The organism is Flavobacterium sp. MFBS3-15, from assembly GCF_026107645.2.
Lineage (GTDB): Bacteria > Bacteroidota > Bacteroidia > Flavobacteriales > Flavobacteriaceae > Flavobacterium.
The window spans coordinates 1-18,543 of the sequence record NZ_JAPCHV010000020.1; the positions used below are offsets into that span (position 1 = coordinate 1).

13 protein-coding genes and 2 tRNA genes are annotated in these 18,543 nt (G+C 44.3%); 6 read left to right on the forward strand and 9 right to left on the reverse strand.

Annotated elements, in window-relative coordinates:
* Positions 1-129 precede the first annotated feature (129 nt).
* Positions 130-3,420, reverse strand: coding sequence for a S41 family peptidase (locus tag OGH69_RS15775; protein WP_265175456.1), 3,291 nt, complete (start codon positions 3,418-3,420; stop codon positions 130-132).
* A gap of 145 nt (positions 3,421-3,565) precedes the next feature.
* Here OGH69_RS15775 and OGH69_RS15780 point away from each other — a divergent pair, with 145 nt between their 5' ends.
* A complete protein-coding gene (locus tag OGH69_RS15780; protein WP_265175457.1) occupies positions 3,566-4,399 on the forward strand; it encodes a DUF2807 domain-containing protein in 834 nt (277 codons plus the stop codon).
* 99 nt (positions 4,400-4,498) lie between these two features.
* Here the strand turns inward: OGH69_RS15780 and trxB are convergent, their stop codons facing one another.
* Positions 4,499-5,452 (reverse strand): thioredoxin-disulfide reductase, encoded by a 954-nt coding sequence (gene trxB / locus OGH69_RS15785; protein ID WP_265175458.1) that lies wholly within the window; start codon positions 5,450-5,452, stop codon positions 4,499-4,501.
* A 230-nt stretch (positions 5,453-5,682) separates the two neighbouring features.
* Here trxB and OGH69_RS15790 point away from each other — a divergent pair, with 230 nt between their 5' ends.
* The gene (locus OGH69_RS15790; protein WP_265175459.1) at positions 5,683-5,886 is read left to right on the forward strand and encodes a hypothetical protein; all 204 of its coding nucleotides are present in this window, start codon (positions 5,683-5,685) and stop codon (positions 5,884-5,886) included.
* Positions 5,887-5,944: 58 nt separating this feature from the next.
* Here the strand turns inward: OGH69_RS15790 and OGH69_RS15795 are convergent, their stop codons facing one another.
* The 5 genes from OGH69_RS15795 to OGH69_RS15815 form a co-directional block, all read right to left on the reverse strand.
* Complete coding sequence (locus tag OGH69_RS15795) at positions 5,945-6,772, reverse strand: endonuclease/exonuclease/phosphatase family protein (protein ID WP_265175460.1); 828 nt, start codon at positions 6,770-6,772, stop codon at positions 5,945-5,947.
* 485 nt (positions 6,773-7,257) lie between these two features.
* Positions 7,258-7,331: transfer RNA gene (locus tag OGH69_RS15800), tRNA-OTHER, on the reverse strand.
* The gene (locus OGH69_RS15805; RefSeq protein ID WP_265175521.1) at positions 7,322-7,573 is read right to left on the reverse strand and encodes a GIY-YIG nuclease family protein; all 252 of its coding nucleotides are present in this window, start codon (positions 7,571-7,573) and stop codon (positions 7,322-7,324) included. The genes OGH69_RS15800 and OGH69_RS15805 overlap by 10 nt, the downstream gene beginning before the upstream one ends.
* Positions 7,574-7,627: 54 nt before the next feature.
* A tRNA-Pro gene (locus OGH69_RS15810) sits at positions 7,628-7,702 on the reverse strand.
* A 170-nt stretch (positions 7,703-7,872) separates the two neighbouring features.
* Positions 7,873-8,412, reverse strand: coding sequence for a hypothetical protein (locus tag OGH69_RS15815; RefSeq protein WP_265175461.1), 540 nt, complete (start codon positions 8,410-8,412; stop codon positions 7,873-7,875).
* A 206-nt stretch (positions 8,413-8,618) separates the two neighbouring features.
* Between OGH69_RS15815 and OGH69_RS15820 the strand changes: the two genes are divergently transcribed.
* The 4 genes from OGH69_RS15820 to OGH69_RS15835 all read left to right on the forward strand — a co-directional run bounded on the left by OGH69_RS15820 (position 8,619) and on the right by OGH69_RS15835 (position 10,786).
* Positions 8,619-9,470, forward strand: a complete 852-nt coding sequence (locus tag OGH69_RS15820) for an alpha/beta fold hydrolase (RefSeq protein WP_265175462.1) — start codon at positions 8,619-8,621, stop codon at positions 9,468-9,470.
* 27 nt (positions 9,471-9,497) lie between these two features.
* On the forward strand, positions 9,498-9,950 hold the full coding sequence (locus OGH69_RS15825; protein ID WP_265175463.1) for a VOC family protein: 453 nt from the start codon (positions 9,498-9,500) through the stop codon (positions 9,948-9,950).
* Positions 9,951-10,079: 129 nt separating this feature from the next.
* Entirely contained in the window at positions 10,080-10,322 is a 243-nt protein-coding gene (locus tag OGH69_RS15830; RefSeq protein WP_265175464.1) for an iron chaperone, read from the forward strand.
* Positions 10,323-10,411: 89 nt separating this feature from the next.
* Complete coding sequence (locus tag OGH69_RS15835) at positions 10,412-10,786, forward strand: hypothetical protein (RefSeq protein ID WP_265175465.1); 375 nt, start codon at positions 10,412-10,414, stop codon at positions 10,784-10,786.
* Between the two features lie 22 nt (positions 10,787-10,808).
* Here OGH69_RS15835 and OGH69_RS15840 read toward each other — a convergent pair whose 3' ends face one another.
* On the reverse strand, positions 10,809-12,188 hold the full coding sequence (locus OGH69_RS15840; protein WP_265175466.1) for a serine hydrolase: 1,380 nt from the start codon (positions 12,186-12,188) through the stop codon (positions 10,809-10,811).
* 67 nt (positions 12,189-12,255) lie between these two features.
* The gene (locus tag OGH69_RS15845; protein ID WP_265175467.1) at positions 12,256-18,468 is read right to left on the reverse strand and encodes a T9SS type B sorting domain-containing protein; all 6,213 of its coding nucleotides are present in this window, start codon (positions 18,466-18,468) and stop codon (positions 12,256-12,258) included.
* Between the last annotated feature and the right edge of the window lie 75 nt (positions 18,469-18,543).

An 18,543-nucleotide genomic window follows, 5' to 3' on the forward strand; every position in this document is an offset into this window, starting at 1 on the left:
CTACTTTTGATTTATTATACACACCGCAAGTTAACAAACTTGCAGAATATAGGGAGCCCTCGGGCTCCCTTATTTGTTTAAAAAATTAGAGCTGCCTCACTTTTGAGACAGCCCCTTTTATATAGCGGTTTATTTCCTCAAAAGTTCTTCAACGGCTTTTTGCAATTGCTGGTCAGTTCCGGTATTCACATATCCAGGATCATTTTTCACTTTGATATCCGGCTCAAGCTGGAAGTTTTCCATTAGCCTGTCTTCTTTCACGGTTCGCATTCCTATTTGCGGTATACCGAATATGGTGCTGCCATCAATCATGCGTTCCCACCACACCGCCGTACCGGTACCCGGAACCGGCATACCAATAAGCTTACCTATTCCCAAGGCCTTATAGGTGTACGGGAACATATGCGCATCGGAATAATTACCTTCACTGATAAGTACAGCCGAAGGTTTTTGCCATTTAAATTGTGGTTCCGACCCCATCTTCTGCCCTCTTGGCTCAAATGTCATATATGGCTTACCACTAAGAAATGTCGCCAGGTCGTCATGAAGCCATCCTCCACCGTTAAAACGGGTATCTACAATTAATGCTTCACAGTCATTGTATTTACCCAACGCCTTTTCGAATACAACACGAAAACTTTCAGAGTCCATCCCCCTAACATGCACATAGCCAACTTTACCACCCGAAAGGCGCTCCACATCTTTTTCCCTGTTCTTCACCCAACGCTCGTAGGCCAACTGGCCTTCTCCTCCAAGAGATATGGGTTCAACAACCTCTTTCCAACGCTTTGCTGACTTTTCGTCAAACAGCGCTACCTGGATTTTCTTATCTGCCTTCCTGTTCAATAATGCATAATAATTTTCAGACTGGGTTATTTTAACACCATCGATAGCTTCTATGACCATCCCTGGCAGAATTTTCTGTTTTGCTTTGTGCATCGGGCTTTTGTCCATCACTTCAGCAATCCTGATACCATTGCCTGTATACGAATTATCAGGATAAATGCCCAATGATGCTGTTCTGTCATCAGATGGTTTTGGCTGTGGGCGGAAACGTGCCCCCGTGTGTGATGCATTTGTTTCACCCAGCATTTCACCTAAAAGGCTTGCAAAATCAACAGAGTTGTTGATATAAGGCAAAAACTTCGCGTACTCCTTCTTATAAAAATCCCAATCTACACCGTGCAGGTCCTCCAAATAGAATTTCTTTTTGAACTGCCTCCAGGCGTGCTCAAACATATAGGCACGCTCCGCTGTTTCGTTTAGGTTCATGTCTGAAGAGAAATTTACATTTTCCTTTTTACCTTCCTTCACGCTTATCTTTGCTATCTTCCCTCCTTTTTCGATAAGGAACAGGTTTTCCTCTTTGTTATCTAATACTAATTTAGAGTCACCACTGTTCAGGTTTACAAAAAGTTTAGTTTCTTTTTCCCTAAATTTTGTACGCCACAAATTAGTCCCCTCTTCAAAACGGGTCAGGTAGTAAATATTCTCCCCTTCCTTATCTACCACAAAATCTGAGAGCTTTGAGGAATGAATGGTTAGCTTTTCCTTACGGTCCTGCAGGCCTTCAAAGTCAATTTTCATCGGCTTTACAGGCTTTATACCTTCATCTTCTTTGGGACTGTCCTTTTCTTCCTTACCCTTATCCTTTTTGTCCTTCCCGTCATCTTTGCCTTTGTCCTTATCTTTTTTAGCATCATCCAGCTCTTTCCAAAGTGCATACTCAGCTTTATTCAACTGGAATTTCTTGTGCGCGTCCTCCGTCAGGAATATGGCATATACATCGCTTTCGGAACCCCAGCTTCCGTGTGAGCGGTAACCTTCCTTGTCCGATGCCCAATATACCATGCCCCCCTCCATGCCAAACTTTGGCTGACCATTGTTATAACCACTTTGGCTCAGGTTAATGGGGGCATTACCATCATTGACATTAACGAGCCCAATGTCACTGTTCCATCGGCTGTATGCCAGATAGGTTACCAAAAGCCACTTACTGTCAGGGGACCATGTAAAATACTGGTCACCGTCGCTATAGGAATAATTAAACTTACCCTCCAAAACGGTCCGGGTCTTTTTTGATTCTTTATTATATACTCTAATAGTAGTGCGCTCCTCTAAAAATGCTATTTCCCTGCCATCGGGCGAATATTGACCCTGGAATGATTCTTTTCCTGAATTAACAAGCACTGTCTCCGTAATTTGCGAAGCATCGAACATATATTTCTCATCCTTATTCATTATAGTCGATTCGTAGAGATTCCAGCAGCCGTCACGCTCTCCGGCATACAGTACACTCCTGCCATCCGGGCTAAATTCTATATTGCGTTCCTGCTCCGGCGTGTCGGTTATTCTTTTGGTAACCCCAAATTCTACTGACGCGACAAATACTTCGCCATGTACTATGAACGCAACTTCTTTACCATTAGGAGAAACAGAAAACTCATCTGCATCGTTGCGTACCTGCTCCATTACCTTTTCGTTATAGCGCTCATCCGACTGTATCGCTATCGCTACCTTTTGTGCCTGCCCTCCTTCAGTCATTGTATAGATTTCGCCATCCCATACAAAACACAATATCCCGTTGGCCGACCTGCTCAGGAAGCGTACCGGGTGTTTGGCAAAGTTAGTTACCTGCCGGGAGTTGCTTTCCTTATTACCCGAAAGCACAGCCTTCCATATATTGAAGGTTCCATTCCTTTCGCTCAGGAAAAAGTAATCATTGTTATTGCCGAAAACCGGATTGCGTTCTTCGGTCGTAGTTTCGGTTACCTGGTAGTAGTTTTTATCTTTTGCATCGAATAGCCACAGATCGCGTGTTACTGAAGATGTATGGTGCTTCCGCCACGGATCTTCATACCCTTTCCTGTCGTGGAAAAATATCAGGCTGCCATCCGAATTATAAACCGCATCTTCTGCCGGAGTTCCTATGACGCGCTTTTCCTGGCCGCCTTTTACTGCAATTTCATATAATTCCGGCAATACTCCTGAAGGGAATATTACCGTAGCCACATCATCCAGGCGTGAAGTAGAAAAGATAATCTTATCTCCTGATGGCGAAAATGCTGACGGCACATCATCCGCAGAATGATACGTTAGCCTATGTGCCACACCACCTGTTGATGGCAAAACAAATACATCCTTATTCCCATAGCGCATCGACGAGAAAGCAATCAGTTTTCCGTCCCGGCTCCACACCGGGTCGGCATCATAGGCATCATGGATGGTAAGGCGTATGGCCTGACCGCCTTTTGCCGGCACTGTAAATATATCCCCCTGATAAGAAAAGGCGATTTGTGAACCGTCGGGCGATATTGATGCATTGCGTAGCCATTTTGGGGCGCTGTCAATGCTTTGCGGTGCCTGGCCGGCTACTCCAATAGCAGATAGCAACAACCCAAACAAGATACTTTTTTTCATTTTTTGATTGATTTATGTTTCAAATATAAAGCTTTTGCAAAGTCTTGCCAATTATTACTCCTAAATCCATTTACTGCACATAAGGGCATTTTGCGAAACGCGTTTTTTATATATTTGCGATAACCAATAAACATCGTACCGCATAATGAAAAACTTCTATCCGCTGGTAATAGCAATCCTTTTTACCACAATAGCATTTGCACAAAAAAGGGAAAAAATAAAAGGGTCTAAAACCGTGACCGTTGCTCAAAAAGAAATTCAGGCTTTTGAAAATATTGAGGTAGAAGATAATCTCGAAGTATTCCTTGTAAAAGGCGGTGCACAGGGATTGGAAATTGAAGCCGATGACAACCTGCATGAAGTAATAATGGCTGAAGTTTCCGGAAATACACTCCGTATATATACATCCAAAGAAGTGAGCGGCGCAAAAAAGCTGAGCATCAGGATAACCTATACCGATGCGCTAAAATCAGTAACCGCGAAGCATGAAACTGTGCTGAATGCGCTGTCTGACCTTGAAGTACCGATTGTAAGCATAAAGGCGATTGACTTTGCCAAATGCTACCTCAATGTAAAATCAGGGAATTTTACCATCCAGATGAATGATAAAGCCAAGGGGGAATTAAATCTTAAATCAGAAAATGCCACAATTGAACTCAGCAAAAATGCAGAGCTGAAGGCTCTTATTGCCAGCCCCACACTTAAGTTCGACATGTATCAAAAAACAATTGCCGTTATCGAAGGGGATACCGCCAATGCACAGTTGAGGATTGACAATAATGCCAAATTCACCGGCAATAAACTCACAGCAAAAAACATGGTATTGGTTGCCGAAGGTTATACCACCTGCAAGGTTATGGCTGCAGAACTCATAAATATTACTGCAACGGGTAAAGCAGAAATAGAACTATTCGGCACACCAAAAGTAGAAGTAGGCAAGTTTGCTGACAGCGCGGTAATTTATAAGAAGGAGCAGTAAGCGGCTCCGGTTTTCACATAAAAAAAGCAGTACATTATAAAGTACTGCTTTTTTCATTTTAATCCGTCACTACAAACCGTGAAGGTTTGGGTATACTAGTTAGTGGCTTTCAAGTGTCGCAAGGTAGCGCTCGGCATCAAGTGCGGCCATGCATCCTGAGCCGGCTGCAGTGATAGCCTGACGGTACTCTTTGTCCTGTACATCGCCCGAAGCGAATATTCCCGGAAGATTTGTCTTCGTGGTTTTGCCCTGTGTAATCAGGTAGCCGGTTTCATCCATGTCCAACTGCCCTTTGAAAATGTCAGTATTCGGCTTATGGCCAATAGCAATGAACAGCCCTGTAATCGGAATATCGTGCTTTTCCTGTGTCTGATTATTTATAATACGCAGGCCTTCTACAACCTGGTCACCTAAAACCTCATCTACCTCACTGTTGTAAAGTACCCGAAGATTGGCCGTGTTTTCAACCCTGTGCTGCATGGCTTTTGATGCTCTCATGAAATCTTTACGCACCAACATGGTAACGCTTTTGCAAATGTTTGCAAGGTAGGTAGCTTCTTCGGCAGCGGTATCCCCCGCCCCAACAATTGCTACATCCTGACCACGGTAAAAGAACCCGTCGCACACTGCACATGCCGAAACCCCGCCACCCCTTAGGCGCTGCTCACTTGGCAGGCCAAGGTATTTTGCCGTGGCACCTGTAGATATAATAACGGTTTGCGCATGCACTTCCTTATTGCCGTCTATGGTTACTTTGTGCCATCCGCCGGCTTCTTTACTGAATTCTACAGCGGTAGCCATACCAATGCGTACCTGAGTGCCAAAGCGCTCGGCTTGTTGTTGAAGTTGTACCATCATTGTTGGCCCGTCGATACCTTCGGGATAACCGGGAAAATTATCAACTTCGGTAGTTGTAGTAAGCTGCCCCCCCGGTTCCATACCGGTATATACTACGGGATTCATATCGGCCCTTGCGGCATAAATAGCTGCGGTATACCCTGCTGGACCAGAGCCTATGATAAGGCATTTTATCTTTTCAATTGAATCTGACATGATTATATATGGTGATTTTTAATGCTACGCAAATGTAACATTAAATTAAAAACCGGACTACATAAACGTATTAGTTTTGCCTATGGAAAAATAAATTTCCGCAATTGGATTTTAAAACGTGCTAAAGTTTTATTAAGGCGTTTCTTCACAAAAAAACAGATTGCTAATTTTATATCGAAAGTTCAACAAAAACCTATAGTACCTAAATATTCAACTAAAATCAAAAAGCTATGTACATCTCTATTTTCAGGACACTTTACAAAAACGTAACTGACCACAAAAGGATTGAACGCCTACTTATGCGCAATGGCATCTCGTTTGAAAAAACCAATAACGAAATCGGCTCCCGCTATAAAATTGCCTACGACAACGAAGAAACATTACAAAACTTCAGGAAAAACCTGAGGATTATTTATCCGCAGATCTGCGTATAATTTTAATTCAAAATATAAAGCCTTCCTCAACGGGAGGCTTTATATTTTGGAATCTTCGTCATTGCTTGGCTTTCTTCTCCTCAGCCAATGCTATATCTTCACCATCTGCAAGCATAGGTTCCTGCTCAAGATGTGCTGAAGGCTCATATTGCAGATGAATGTATATGGGAAAATGATCCGATTTGAAATTTTTCAGCCTTTTTATCCCGATAAGCTTAAAATCAGTCGAGATAAAAGCGTGGTCCAATGGGAAACGAAGAAAAGGATAGTGCGCATGAAAAGAATTGAAAAATCCCCTTCCCCGCCTCGGGTCGAGCAGGCCACTCATTTTTAAGAACAATTTAGTTGTATAGCTCCATGCAACATCATTAAGGTCTCCAATAACCACAACGGGCAACTTGCTTTCTTTAGCACGATCTGCAATCAGCAATAATTCTTTATCCCGCTCTGTCGACCGTGGGTTTTCATTCGGCACAGGAGGAGTAGGATGGACTGCATAAAGCTGTACTTCGCGGCCACTTTTTAATACAACAAGAGTATGGATACTTGGGACATCCTCTTCCACAAGGTATTCTACTGTGCTGCATTTAAGCTCCAACCTTGAATACAATAGCATTCCATAAGTATTTTGCATGGGGACTTTAATGCTATATTGATAAATAGCAGAAAGTCCGGCCGTAGCCTGATGCCACGCCTCATCGGTTTCCAAAAGCAATATAACATCAGGATTCGCACTTTTTATCTCAGATAAACAGCCTTCATAATTCCTGTTATCCTGGTACACATTGGAAATTATTATACATACCTGGTCATCGGGCTTGCTATATTCAGCACGCAATACCTGTTTGGCAGAAAATATTGTAAATGGCCAAATGAGCCAACACAAATAAATAAGGTTTAAGCCTGTCAAACAAATAAATATTAAATATACATTTGAATGGGCCTCATAAAAATAAACCAGCAAAGCGAAGCATATTACAGAAAGTGTAAATTTCTGTAGCCGCGGATAATCGAAAATCCTGAAAACCCAGTAATCATTTTTAATAAGCGGTATTACCGTAAACAAAAGCAGCAAAGACGAGAAGATAATGAGAAAAATAGTCATGTAAGTAGTTTTGAAGGTAACCGTAAAGCTGTAAATTTAGGGTTTTACATCCAGGATTTATTTAAAATTAAAATTTGCAAATTAATATCAGGGATAGTATATAAAGCAACACTTCTGTCTTCCCCAAATGAACCGGAAGTAATAAACAGAGATGCTAAAGATAGATATTATAATTTGGATTTTAATTTGCTGTATAATATCTAGAGTGTGTACATTTAAAATTTTTCATAAACAAAAAAAGCCGGACATTACTGTCCGGCTTTAAGTCGGGGTGGCAGGATTCGAACCTGCGACCTTCCCGCTGAGGCGGGACGCGATGACCGGACTATGCTACACCTCAAAGTTGAAATTTACATCTTCTAGGTATCTCCTGATGCCTCTTTTCTTAATTTTTGTTTCGAGTACTACTGCTTCCGGGCGTGACCTAAATTCAATGGTGTGAATTAAAACCCATAGAATACCGGATTTTGTTGATTTGTTTTGTCCTGAATTGTGCCTGTGTAATCTATCTTCTATATCGTTTGTCTGCACTACATAAAATTTGGACTTTGACTTGCTGTATAAGATATAAACTGTGTACATAGGCAGGGCATTAAGTATAACAAAAAATCCTTTCTGCAAACAGAAAGGATTTTGTCGGGGTGGCAGGATTCGAACCTGCGACCTCCTGGTCCCAAACCAGGCGCGATGACCGGGCTACGCTACACCCCGATTCTATGCGGTATCGCATTAAGAGGGTGCAAATATACTATTAAAATTCATTTTTCAAAACAGATTTAAAAAAATTATTGCCCTAACAAAAAAACATACTATACAAAGTCAAAATAAAAAAAGCCCCTGCATTCGCAAAGGCTTCTCCTTCAATACAATTGAAAGGTTAGTTACTCTTTAGGAATAAACTTCATGATCATGTCGCCGGCATCTTTTGACGAAAGCTCAAGCGCATCTTCGGTAAGTTTGATTATAGTAGCATCTGACTTTTTGCTTTTATCCCGTTGTGAAACTGTAGTAAGTAGCTTACCATCATCGCTCAGCGTCCAACTTCCTTCATTTTTTATTTCCTGTCCGGCATTTTTAGTAATGTTTGTAAACGAACCATCCGGCTTAAATTCGAAAGTCATGTTGCCTTTTACTTTTGATATATTTTCAGTAATGGTCTTTTTCATTTGTTCCTGATCTTCTTTAGGCAATTTTGCAACCATTGCAGAAGCATCAATCTCGTCAATCACCCATATTTTGGCAATCATGTGTTTAAGTTCACGGACGGGGACCTGTTTTGTTGCAGCAACACCTCCAGTTTTAGGAATGTCAGTCGTTGTAGGTTCTGTGCCTTGAACATTAGTATCACCTTTTTGCATGTCATTGCATGATACCATAAACATTGTTGCAGAAATCGCAAGGACTATATATGTTAATTTCATAAATATTATTATTGGTTACAGATGCAAATGAAATAAAAATAATGACGCAAAAAAAATCAATAATAAGTTTATTAAACGATTTAATTAATAAGACAGCATTTATTAACCAAAACTAAAGTTGTCGCAATCGACCCCTCTAGTTGTCGGTTTTACCCCTTAATTTATATTTCAATACCAGTACTTTTACTTAATCAATCTATGTTATCATGAAAAAATTCATTTATGCAGGACTTACTTTAATTTTAAGCTTTGGCGGATATGCCCAAACTAAAAAAGGGTATGCACCTGTAAACGGCCTGCAACTTTATTATGAAATACATGGCAGCGGTAAACCTATAGTGCTACTCCACGGATCATTTATGACTATTGGCCTTAATTGGGACAAATTGATTCCCGAACTGTCCAAAACACAACAGGTAATTGCCATAGAAATGCAAGGCCACGGCCATACAGCTGACATCGACAGGCCTTACTCCTTTGAAACGTTGGCTGATGATGTTTCCAAGCTCCTTAAATACCTCAAAATAGAAAAAGCCGATATATTGGGCTATAGCCTGGGAGGTACTGTTGCCCTTGAATTTGGCATAAAGCATCCTGAACAAACCGGTAGGCTTATTATTATTTCGAGTGTCTACCAACACTCAGGCTGGTTGCCAGAGGTTAATGCAGCCATGAAGGAATTCAAACCCGATTTTTTTGATGCAACACCCCTTAAGCCTGCCTATGAAAAAGTAGCGCCTGAACCAAAAAACTGGAGAAAATTTGTATCAAAACTTATGGAATTTGACACAGAAGATTTCGATATAGGCCAGGCAAATTTAAAAGCGATGAAATCTCCGGTGCTTTTTATCATGGGTGATAATGATGGCGTTGACCTGAACCATACCGCCGAAATGTACCGGCTTTGCGGTGGTGGGGTATTTGCGGACATGACGGGGCTTCCAAAATCGCAATTGGCCATCCTTCCCGGTCAAACGCATGTTACCCTGATGATGGAAACTGAAAAAATAGCATATCTTATAAATACCTTCCTTAACGGGCAAAAAGCTAATAAATAACGAACCTATAACATAATATCAATCGTCATGAAAAAGATAACACCATTCCTTTGGATTAATGCCAACCTGAAAGAAGTAATGGAGTATTATACTTCCATATTCAAAAACTCAAAAATTACCAGTGCGCACGAAATGGGCGACGGTTCCTTCATGACAGTATCTCTTGAGCTTGAAGGCCAGCACCTGATGCTACTGAACGGCGGGCAATTTGAACTCAACGATTCATTTTCATTGTTTGTACGATGCGAAACCCAACAGGAAGTCGACTACTACTGGAGCAGCCTTACTGCTAATGGCGGTTCGGAAAGCATGTGCGGCTGGCTAAAAGACAAATACGGCCTGTCATGGCAGATCATCCCGAATGTACTGATGGAACTTATGTCTGCCGGTGGCGAAGGATCAAAACGTGTAATGCAGGCTATGATGCAGATGCGTAAGATTGAGATTTCAAAACTGGAAGAAGCCTATAATGCCAAATGATATGAAGAAGCCCGAAAACATCGACGAATATATAGCATCTTTTTCCGAGGATATTCAAAAAATATTGCAGCACGTGCGGAAAACAATCCAAAAAGCTGCACCCGAGGCTAAGAAAAGATCAGTTACGCATTGCCAACATTTCATCTTGATGGCAACCTTGTGCATTTTGCGGCATTTACCAATCACATCGGATTTTATGCATTACCTTCCGGAAACAGGGAATTTCAGGAAGAATTATCCCACTATAAAACCGGAAAAGGCTCCATACAATTCCCGCTTAATGAACCTATGCCCACTGCACTGATAGAGAAAATAGTAAAATTCAGGGTGCAGGAGAACAAGGCAAAAGCATCAATTAAAAAGAAAAAGTAGAGTCGACGCTCATTAATGCGTAAACATATAATAACCCACAAGCAACACAGTATTAAACTGCAAAGGATACTTTTGGGCAAAATCGAAATGTGAAAAAGAAAACATTCCGCAAGCTCGAAGTCCTTCTGCACATCCTGACTGCAGCCATACTGCTTTTAAAAGGGTTTGATGAAGTTGTAAAGCGCCTGTATTTTCCAGGATGCATTCTCCTTGGGCTGGGCCTTTTAGTACTCATTATAAGCCTTTTTTGGAGAAAGCTGGGCATAAAACCGAAACAGGCACGTATCATGTGCTATTATATTGAGGCACCTGCCTTATTTTTAATTTCTTACATGCTTCATCTTGAGAAAAAAGGTGCGCTGCCACAGTTCTTTCTCTTGGCAGGCATGCTTTACCCTATGCTCGGGTTCATTTCATCTAAAAAATTCAAGAAAATAAATAAGTCTATTGGGAATATGCTATGAAACCATTCTTATTATTCCCCTTTTACTTTCTCTTTTTAGCAGGCATTTCACGGCCATTCTGATAAAGCACAACACGTTCAATGTTCCCTGAATCATCTTTAAAAAATTCAAGTTGCGCATCGACTACTTTCAGAAAGAATTTAGTTTCGGTTTCGGGGAACAGCTCAAAGCGTTGCTGTCCGGGCAGCTGCGTTTTAAGGCCGTTATCATATGTAATCTGCATAACATACCCGGGTGCCAGCTCATACTCACCTACATATGATTTCATTATTTCTTCTGATACAGCTACTTCCTTGCTTTTTACATTAAGAGGCAACTCATAAAGCAAGCGGCGGATAGTGTTTACCGGAATCCTGGTTTCAGTGTCATTATTCCTGAGTACAATGATTGTCTTATCATTATCCATCTGCCTTTCTATGTAGGTAGAGTACCCTGGCCAGCCTCCGCTATGCTGTGCAATTTTACCAAAGTCTTTGTTGACATCAATCATCCAGCCGAAACCATAATCTGTTTTTTCTCCATTGGGCAAATGAGGAATACTAAATATCAATTCACGTGATTTCTTCGAAACAAGCTTGTCAGCATACAGTGCACGGTCCCACCTGAGCAATTCTGTGGTAGTAGAGTTCACCGTACCATCCCCCACTATTCCATCCAGCCAAACCACCATTTTAGTCTGGGAAAAGTTATCAGGAAGCACTTTCTTACCGGTAAAATCAGTAATGTATCCGTAAGCGTAATTTTTAATCTCTTTTGGGGCATACCTCCTGGTATAGACAAAGGTATTGTCCATTTTGAGCGGAATGAAAATGTTCTTTTTAAGAAAGTCAGCATAACTCATGCCGGAAGCCTTTTCTATAATGGAAGCCAGTAGCGCATAGCCGGTGTTGCTGTATTCATACTTTGTTCCGGCAGGAAAAACTATAGCTGGCTTATAGGTAGCCATCATACTAATGATGTCCTTGTTAGTAGCAATATGGTTATGGTCCCATTGCTTATCCATTAACTCCATATAATCCGGCAAACCACCCGTATGGTTCAACAGGTGCCTCACTGTCACATCTTTATAATAACCAAGCTCAGGAAAAAATTTTGAAAGCTTGTCATCATATTTCAGCTTGCCTTTCTCTTCAAGCATTACGACTGCCATGGCCGTAAACTGCTTGGAAACAGAGGCCAACTCAAATATCGAATTCTCATCCAGCGCTTCCCTTGTTTCCTCATTACGAAGGCCAAAACTCTTTTTATATACCGGATTGCCTTTTTCGGCGATGAGTACGTTACCATTAAACTGGCCTTTGGCGTGCATTGCTGTGAACAGGCTGTCAATACGTGAAATTCGATCCTGGGCGTTAACAGCAACCGAAAGTGCTATAGTTAGGCAAATTATTACTTTTTTCATTAGTTTGGGTTTTGTTCTTTCCTCTAAGACGATTCCTTTGTCCTGATAGTTGTACAGACCCAAAAGATTATCGTATTAACGAGAAATGCGCTTTAAATTCCCTGTCCAGGCCGTTAGTACGGTATTTAACTACAAACCAGTAATCCGTTGCCGGCAATGGGGCACCATTAAAAGTACCATCCCATCCTTCATAGCCCGGTTTTACGATAGCTATCACTTTACCATACCGGTCAAATATCGAAATTTCGGTTGTATAGTTATTTAGCCCGGTTATGTTCCATGTATCGTGTTCCCCATCGCCGTTAGGGCTGAAGAAATGAGGATAATTGAGCGCGCTCACTATTGTCTGGCCATTTCCGCATCCATTCACATCGCGTATGGCAACCGTATAAACACCCTGCGCAATATTATGGAAGTACGGTTCTGACTGCCATGGACCGCCATCAAGACTGTACTCGTAATTGCCCAACCCGCCTGTTGTACTGATACTTATTGTTTGGTTATTGCTAAACGCCGGGCCCGCTTCGGCCATAATTACGGGTGCCGAGGAAACACCAATGGTTGCTGTTGCCTGCCCTACACAACCTGTGGCAGTATTGGTTGCAGTAACACTGTAAACCCCAGGTTCAGCAATGACAATGCTCCCCAGTACATTTGCCTGCACTATATTATCCTTTTTCCATTCAAAGGTATAACCTGCCGAAAGCCCGGTATTCAGTAAAATTGCTCCATACTCGCCGGTTGTCAAGTCCTGGCAAAGGTAATCATCAGCAATATCAAGCTCAGGAAGGCCATTGACAGTAAATAACATACTAGCTGTATTTTCGCACAGTCCGGGAGCAGCGGGCACAGTATACGAAATCATGGTTACACCCGGTGCCAGGGCAGTAATCTCACCGGTTGCACTAATTGTAGCTACCGTTGTACTGCTGCTTGCCCAGGTTCCTCCGGTTACCGTATTGGCCAATTGAAGCGTTTCACCCTCGCAAACTTCCGTGCCGCCTGTTATGGTTCCCGGATCTACAGCTGCAGGGGGATTATTGATGACTATCGGAGGGGTTATTGAGGTACATCCTGAGGCATTTTTGACCGTTATTTGGTAAGTTCCGGGTAACAGATTGGCGAAATAAGTTCCCGTCTGGAAACTCACACCATTAATGCTGTAGCTCAACCCCTGCCCTGTCGGCGAATTTATCGTAACTGTACCTTTTGTCTCACCGCAACCGGGGTCTGCCACGGTTAAATCGGCGATTGCCGGCAAAGCCTGCGGTGGGTTTATTGTTATGCTCTTGTTAGAAGTACATCCATCGGCATTTTGTACAGTAAGGACATAGCTGCCCGGTGCAACATTGGCAAACGAAGTTCCTGCCTGGAACGCACCGCCAATACTATAGGTATACCCCGGGCCTGTCGGATAATCCACTGTAACGGTACCGGTACCAACACTACAGAACGGCTGTGTAACCGTAACCGATGCCAGGGCCGGTACCACCGGGGCCGGATTCACTGTATATGGTGTGGACACAGACGTACATCCAAAAGCTGTTTTCACCGTTATGGTATAGGTTCCGGAAGGCACTGCGAAGAAAGTTGTCGCTGCCTGGAAGTTGACCCCGTCAATACTATAGGTGTAACCTGCCCCAAGAGGCGATGTTATCACGATATTGGCTGCGGTAGTACAATTTGCCGGTGTAATTAAGGCTATTGCCGGAACTGGAGTTACCGGCTGTGGGTTGATGGTTACGGGTACGCTTACTATACAGCCATTGGCCGCTTTCACATAGATGGTATAGTTTCCGGAAGCCAGGTTTGGGAAGTTTTTCTCCGTATCATAAGTAACACCGTCTATACTATAGGTAATTCCGTTGCCTATCGGGGCAACAATCAATATCCCGCCTGTAGCAGATGTACAGGTAGTTTGCGTTACAGAGAGCAATGGTGTCCCCGGCCCGGCAAGGCCCGGTTGTATGGCATAGGGCCCTGAAGTTGCCGTACATCCGCCGGCGCTTTTTACTGTTACGGTATAATTGCCTGCAGGCGGATTGGTAAATACCGGATTGGTTTGGAATGTGGTTCCGTTGAGGCTATACATAAAACCGGCGCCTACCGGCGAAGTCACAGTAATGGTTCCGGGGGTGCCGCAATTGGGTTGTACCACTGTAACCAATGGAGCCGTAGGAACCACCGGTGCGGTGCTCATAGCAACAGGAACAGTTATAGAAGTACAACCTAACGGGTTGCGTACCGTTACACTATAGGCAAAGCCTCCTGTCAATCCGCTAAACACAGTACCCGACTGAAAGTTTAGCCCGTCTATGCTGTACTCATACTGTGGCCCAAGCGGTGCCAGTACAGTAAGTGTACCTGTAGCCGAAGTACAATCCGGGTGGTCGTCTTCCAAAGTAGCAACAGGAGGGGGGAGGGCTGCTGCACTTACCGTAACCGGATATAGTTGCGAGACACATCCTGATGCATTTTTTACATATACAGTATAATCTGCAGGAACAAGGTTGCTGAACATGGTTGATGCCTGGTAAGAGATGCCGTTGATGCTATAGGTATACCCGGTCCCGACAGGCGAATTGATGCCGATGCTACCCACCGGGGTGTCGCACACGGGCTGTACAACTGTTACATCGGGAACGGCAGGTATGGCAGGCTGCGGATTGATGGTTATGGCGGAAGTGGTAGAAACACATCCCGCTGCATTTTTGGTCGTTATGGTATAGGTTGCCCCGCCGGCCAGGTTGGTAAAGGATGTACCCGCCTGAAAGTTGGTACCATCAATACTATAAGTGAAACCGGTTCCTGTAGGGCTGCTTACCGTTATGGTGCCGGTAGCCGATGTACAGGTTGGCTGTATTACATTAACCGTAGCAACAGGCGGTGTGAGCGGTGAGGCATTGATAACCACATTGCTCAATGTAGAAACGCATCCCGTACCGCTTTTTACATATACGGTATAGGTTCCCGGATTCACATTTGAAAATTGCATGCCGGGTTGGTAGGTTGTCCCGTTTATGCTGTAGGTATAACCAGGGTTAGCCGGAAAATCAACGGTAATAGAACCCAAAGGCGAGCTGCATGAAGGCTGTGCTGTGGTTACGCTTGCCACTGCAGGCATTTCGGGTGCAGCGTTAAGGGTTATCGGCCCTGTAGTGGAAAGGCACCCCGAAGCATTTTGCACGGTAATGGCATACGAGGGAGCAGCCGGAAGATTGGTAAATGCGGCAGATGGCTGAAACGTTGTACCGTCAAGGCTGTAACTGTAGCCTGTACCCACAGGTGTGGTCACGGTTATTGTGCCGGTAGCCGAAGAACAGCTGGGCTGTGTTACCGTATAGGTAGCCACTGGCGGGATAACCGGTACAGGATTGACTACAACATTACCCAATTGGGAAATACATACGCCGGCCGCTTTTACATATACAGTATAAGTGCCGCCTGTCGTAACTGTAAACTGCGTACCCGGCTGATAGTTGGTACCATCGATGCTGTAAGTAAGTGCAGGGCCAAGCGGCGAATCGACGACAATGGTACCGGATGGTGCCAAACATTCCGGTTGCGTAACACTAACGGTTGGAACGGCAGGCACTTCCGGAGCAGCATTCAGGTGAATCGGCGCCGTCTGCGAAATACACCCTGACGCATTTTGCACTGTTACTACATAATCGGCGTCAGCAGGGAGGCCGGTAAATGAAGTACCCGCCTGAAAATAGCTTCCGTCCACACTATACATATAGCCGGTCCCTACCGGTGTGCTAATGCTAATGCTGCCGGTCGCAGAAGCACAGTTGGGCTGGGTAACCGTGTAGGTCGCAACCGCAGGTAATACAGGAACAGTGTTGATTATAATGTTGTCCTGCTGTGAAACGCATACGCCATCCGCTTTTACATATACACTATAATTACCGCCCGTAAGTCCGGTAAACTGCGCGCCGGCCTGGTAATTAGTGCCATCAATACTATAAGTAAGATTTGCGCCCAGTGGCGAATCTACAACAATTGTACCCGATGGCGCTGTACACTCCGGTTGGGTGACTGTAACTATCGGTACAGCAGGGACTTCGGGTGCAGCATTGATGTGTATCGGCCCTGAGTATAAAATGCATCCTGAAGGGCTCTGTATTGTCACCACATAATCTGCATCGGCTGCAAGGCCTGTAAATATTGGGGCTGCCTGATACGTTGTTGAAGGGTATAAACTATAACCATACCCCGTGCCTACTGGTGAATTAACAGTAATGCTTCCCGTAGAAGATGAACAATCTGGTTGGGTGAAGGTTACTAATGTAGACGTTGGAGCTATCGGCGCGTCATCAACCTGTATGTCATTCAGTTGCGAAATGCAATCGCCCGCACCTTTTACATATACTGTATAGGTACCACCAGAAAGTCCTGAAAACGAAGTACCTGACTGGTAATTGATATTGTTAAGGCTGTAAGTGAACGCTGCACCTAAAGGCGAATCAACGGTTATGGTTCCCGACTGTACGGTACAAGTGGGTTGGGTTACGGTTACCACAGGCACATCGGGTGTGTCATTTATAACAATGGGGGCACTGCTGCTTCCTCCTACAAGGCAAATGCTCAGGTCTTCCTCAATTTCGTAAGTAACGGTATAGTTACCCGGCGTGCTTGCCGCTATGTCAATTTCTCCGGTGGTGGTGTTGATTACAAGGCCGCTTCCACCGCTGAACTGCCCTCCTGTTGTAAAACCGCCTGCCAACACCGGCGAAACATTTCCGTCATCATTGCAAACTGTTGCCGGCAGCGTGAATGTGGTTACCGGCGGAGTAGCCGAATTCACAACGTTTACATCTATTGCCCCAACCACGCTTTCGCAACCGGAGGCCGATGTCTGGCTCACATAATAAGTCACGGTTCCTGTATCGGTAGTTGTTGGCACAGGCGCTCCCCCGGCCCCATCATCAGGATACCAGTTGAGTGTGTGTCCGGGCAGCGCAATTGCCGTTAGCGGCACTGCCGTCTGTCCCTGGCAATAGGTAACTGTTGCCACCTCCGGTGGGGCAGGATCCGCCCCTGCATAATTTATGCGCAGGGTGCTGGTACAATAGGCCGTAGTCCAGTCGTAATAATAAGCTCCCTGCTGGCCAAACCCTGTAATCGTTGTGGTGTTGCCTGTAGGACTGCCTATTACTGTAGCCGTAGGGTTATCGGCATGCGCCGACCAGGTTCCTGTACCGGCAGCAGATACATTCGCCGTACCTGTGCCGCAATTCATATTGTACGGGTTGGAAGAAAGTATGCCGTTATTGGCAGTAAAGGAAATCGCATCAAGGTAGTTGCCCACACTCGCGCCGCCCACACTGGAAACCGACTGGAATATAAACCGCGTGGTAGTCTGCCCTGAAGGAACAGTATAATTGCCGGTATAATATACCCATGCCGTATTGCCCGTAGTAGCAGTATGCACCGGGGTATATGGGCCTCCCGGAGGGCCTGCAAGCAGCTGGCAGGTATCAGTACCCTGCCTGCCCCTGTGTGCAAAGCCATAGCTGAAAACCGTTGGCTGCGGCGTAGCATAATCCTGGTATACGCCCGACACCAGGTTGGCGTTAAGCTCTATGAACTGGACACCATCATACGACGGTACATTCTCATAATTGGGCACGACCCAAAATTCCATCATCTGGTCGGATGCCGTAGTACGCCAACCCTGTACTGCATTATGGTTGGCAAACACCGGAAAGGTAGTTGGCGCAGGTGGTGGTGGCGATTCAAAACTGTAGTTGATCGTTGTTACCAGGCAGTTGGTTTGGTTGGCGCTCGAAGGTGCCGGCGGCGTAGTGACGCATACTGTAAAACCAAGGTTGTTATTTGGCGAGGCAAGATTATAAAACAACCTGAGCTTATATACGGTTCCGGCAGTTAGGCCGGTAGCCATGATAACATTGTTCACACTGCAGTAAAGGGGTGTCAGTGAAGCACAGTCCCCACTATACAGCCCCATAATGGCCGGCTGGGCAGTATTTAAGTTGAAGCCGGAAAGCGCAATGTTGTGCGCCGTCGAAGTTGCCGTAAACTGGTACCAGACATCACCGCCGTTCAACGTACTGCAGGTATTGGGCTGCGAAGAAACCGTAGCTGTGGAAAGCGATACTGCAGTGGTTGCAGTACACACCTGTGCTGTATTCACAGTGAGCCATGAGGCCGTAGCGCATTCGTCATTTACAGGAGGAAGCGCCAAACCCGCAGAAGCGTGTGCGATGGCAAAACTAAAGAGCAATGAAAAATACAGAAAGGTAATTTTTTTCATAAGCAGTTTTTTAGAACTTTAAAAATATGTTAATTTTTCTTAAGAAAAAAACCTGTTTTTGTTACTTTTCTGCGA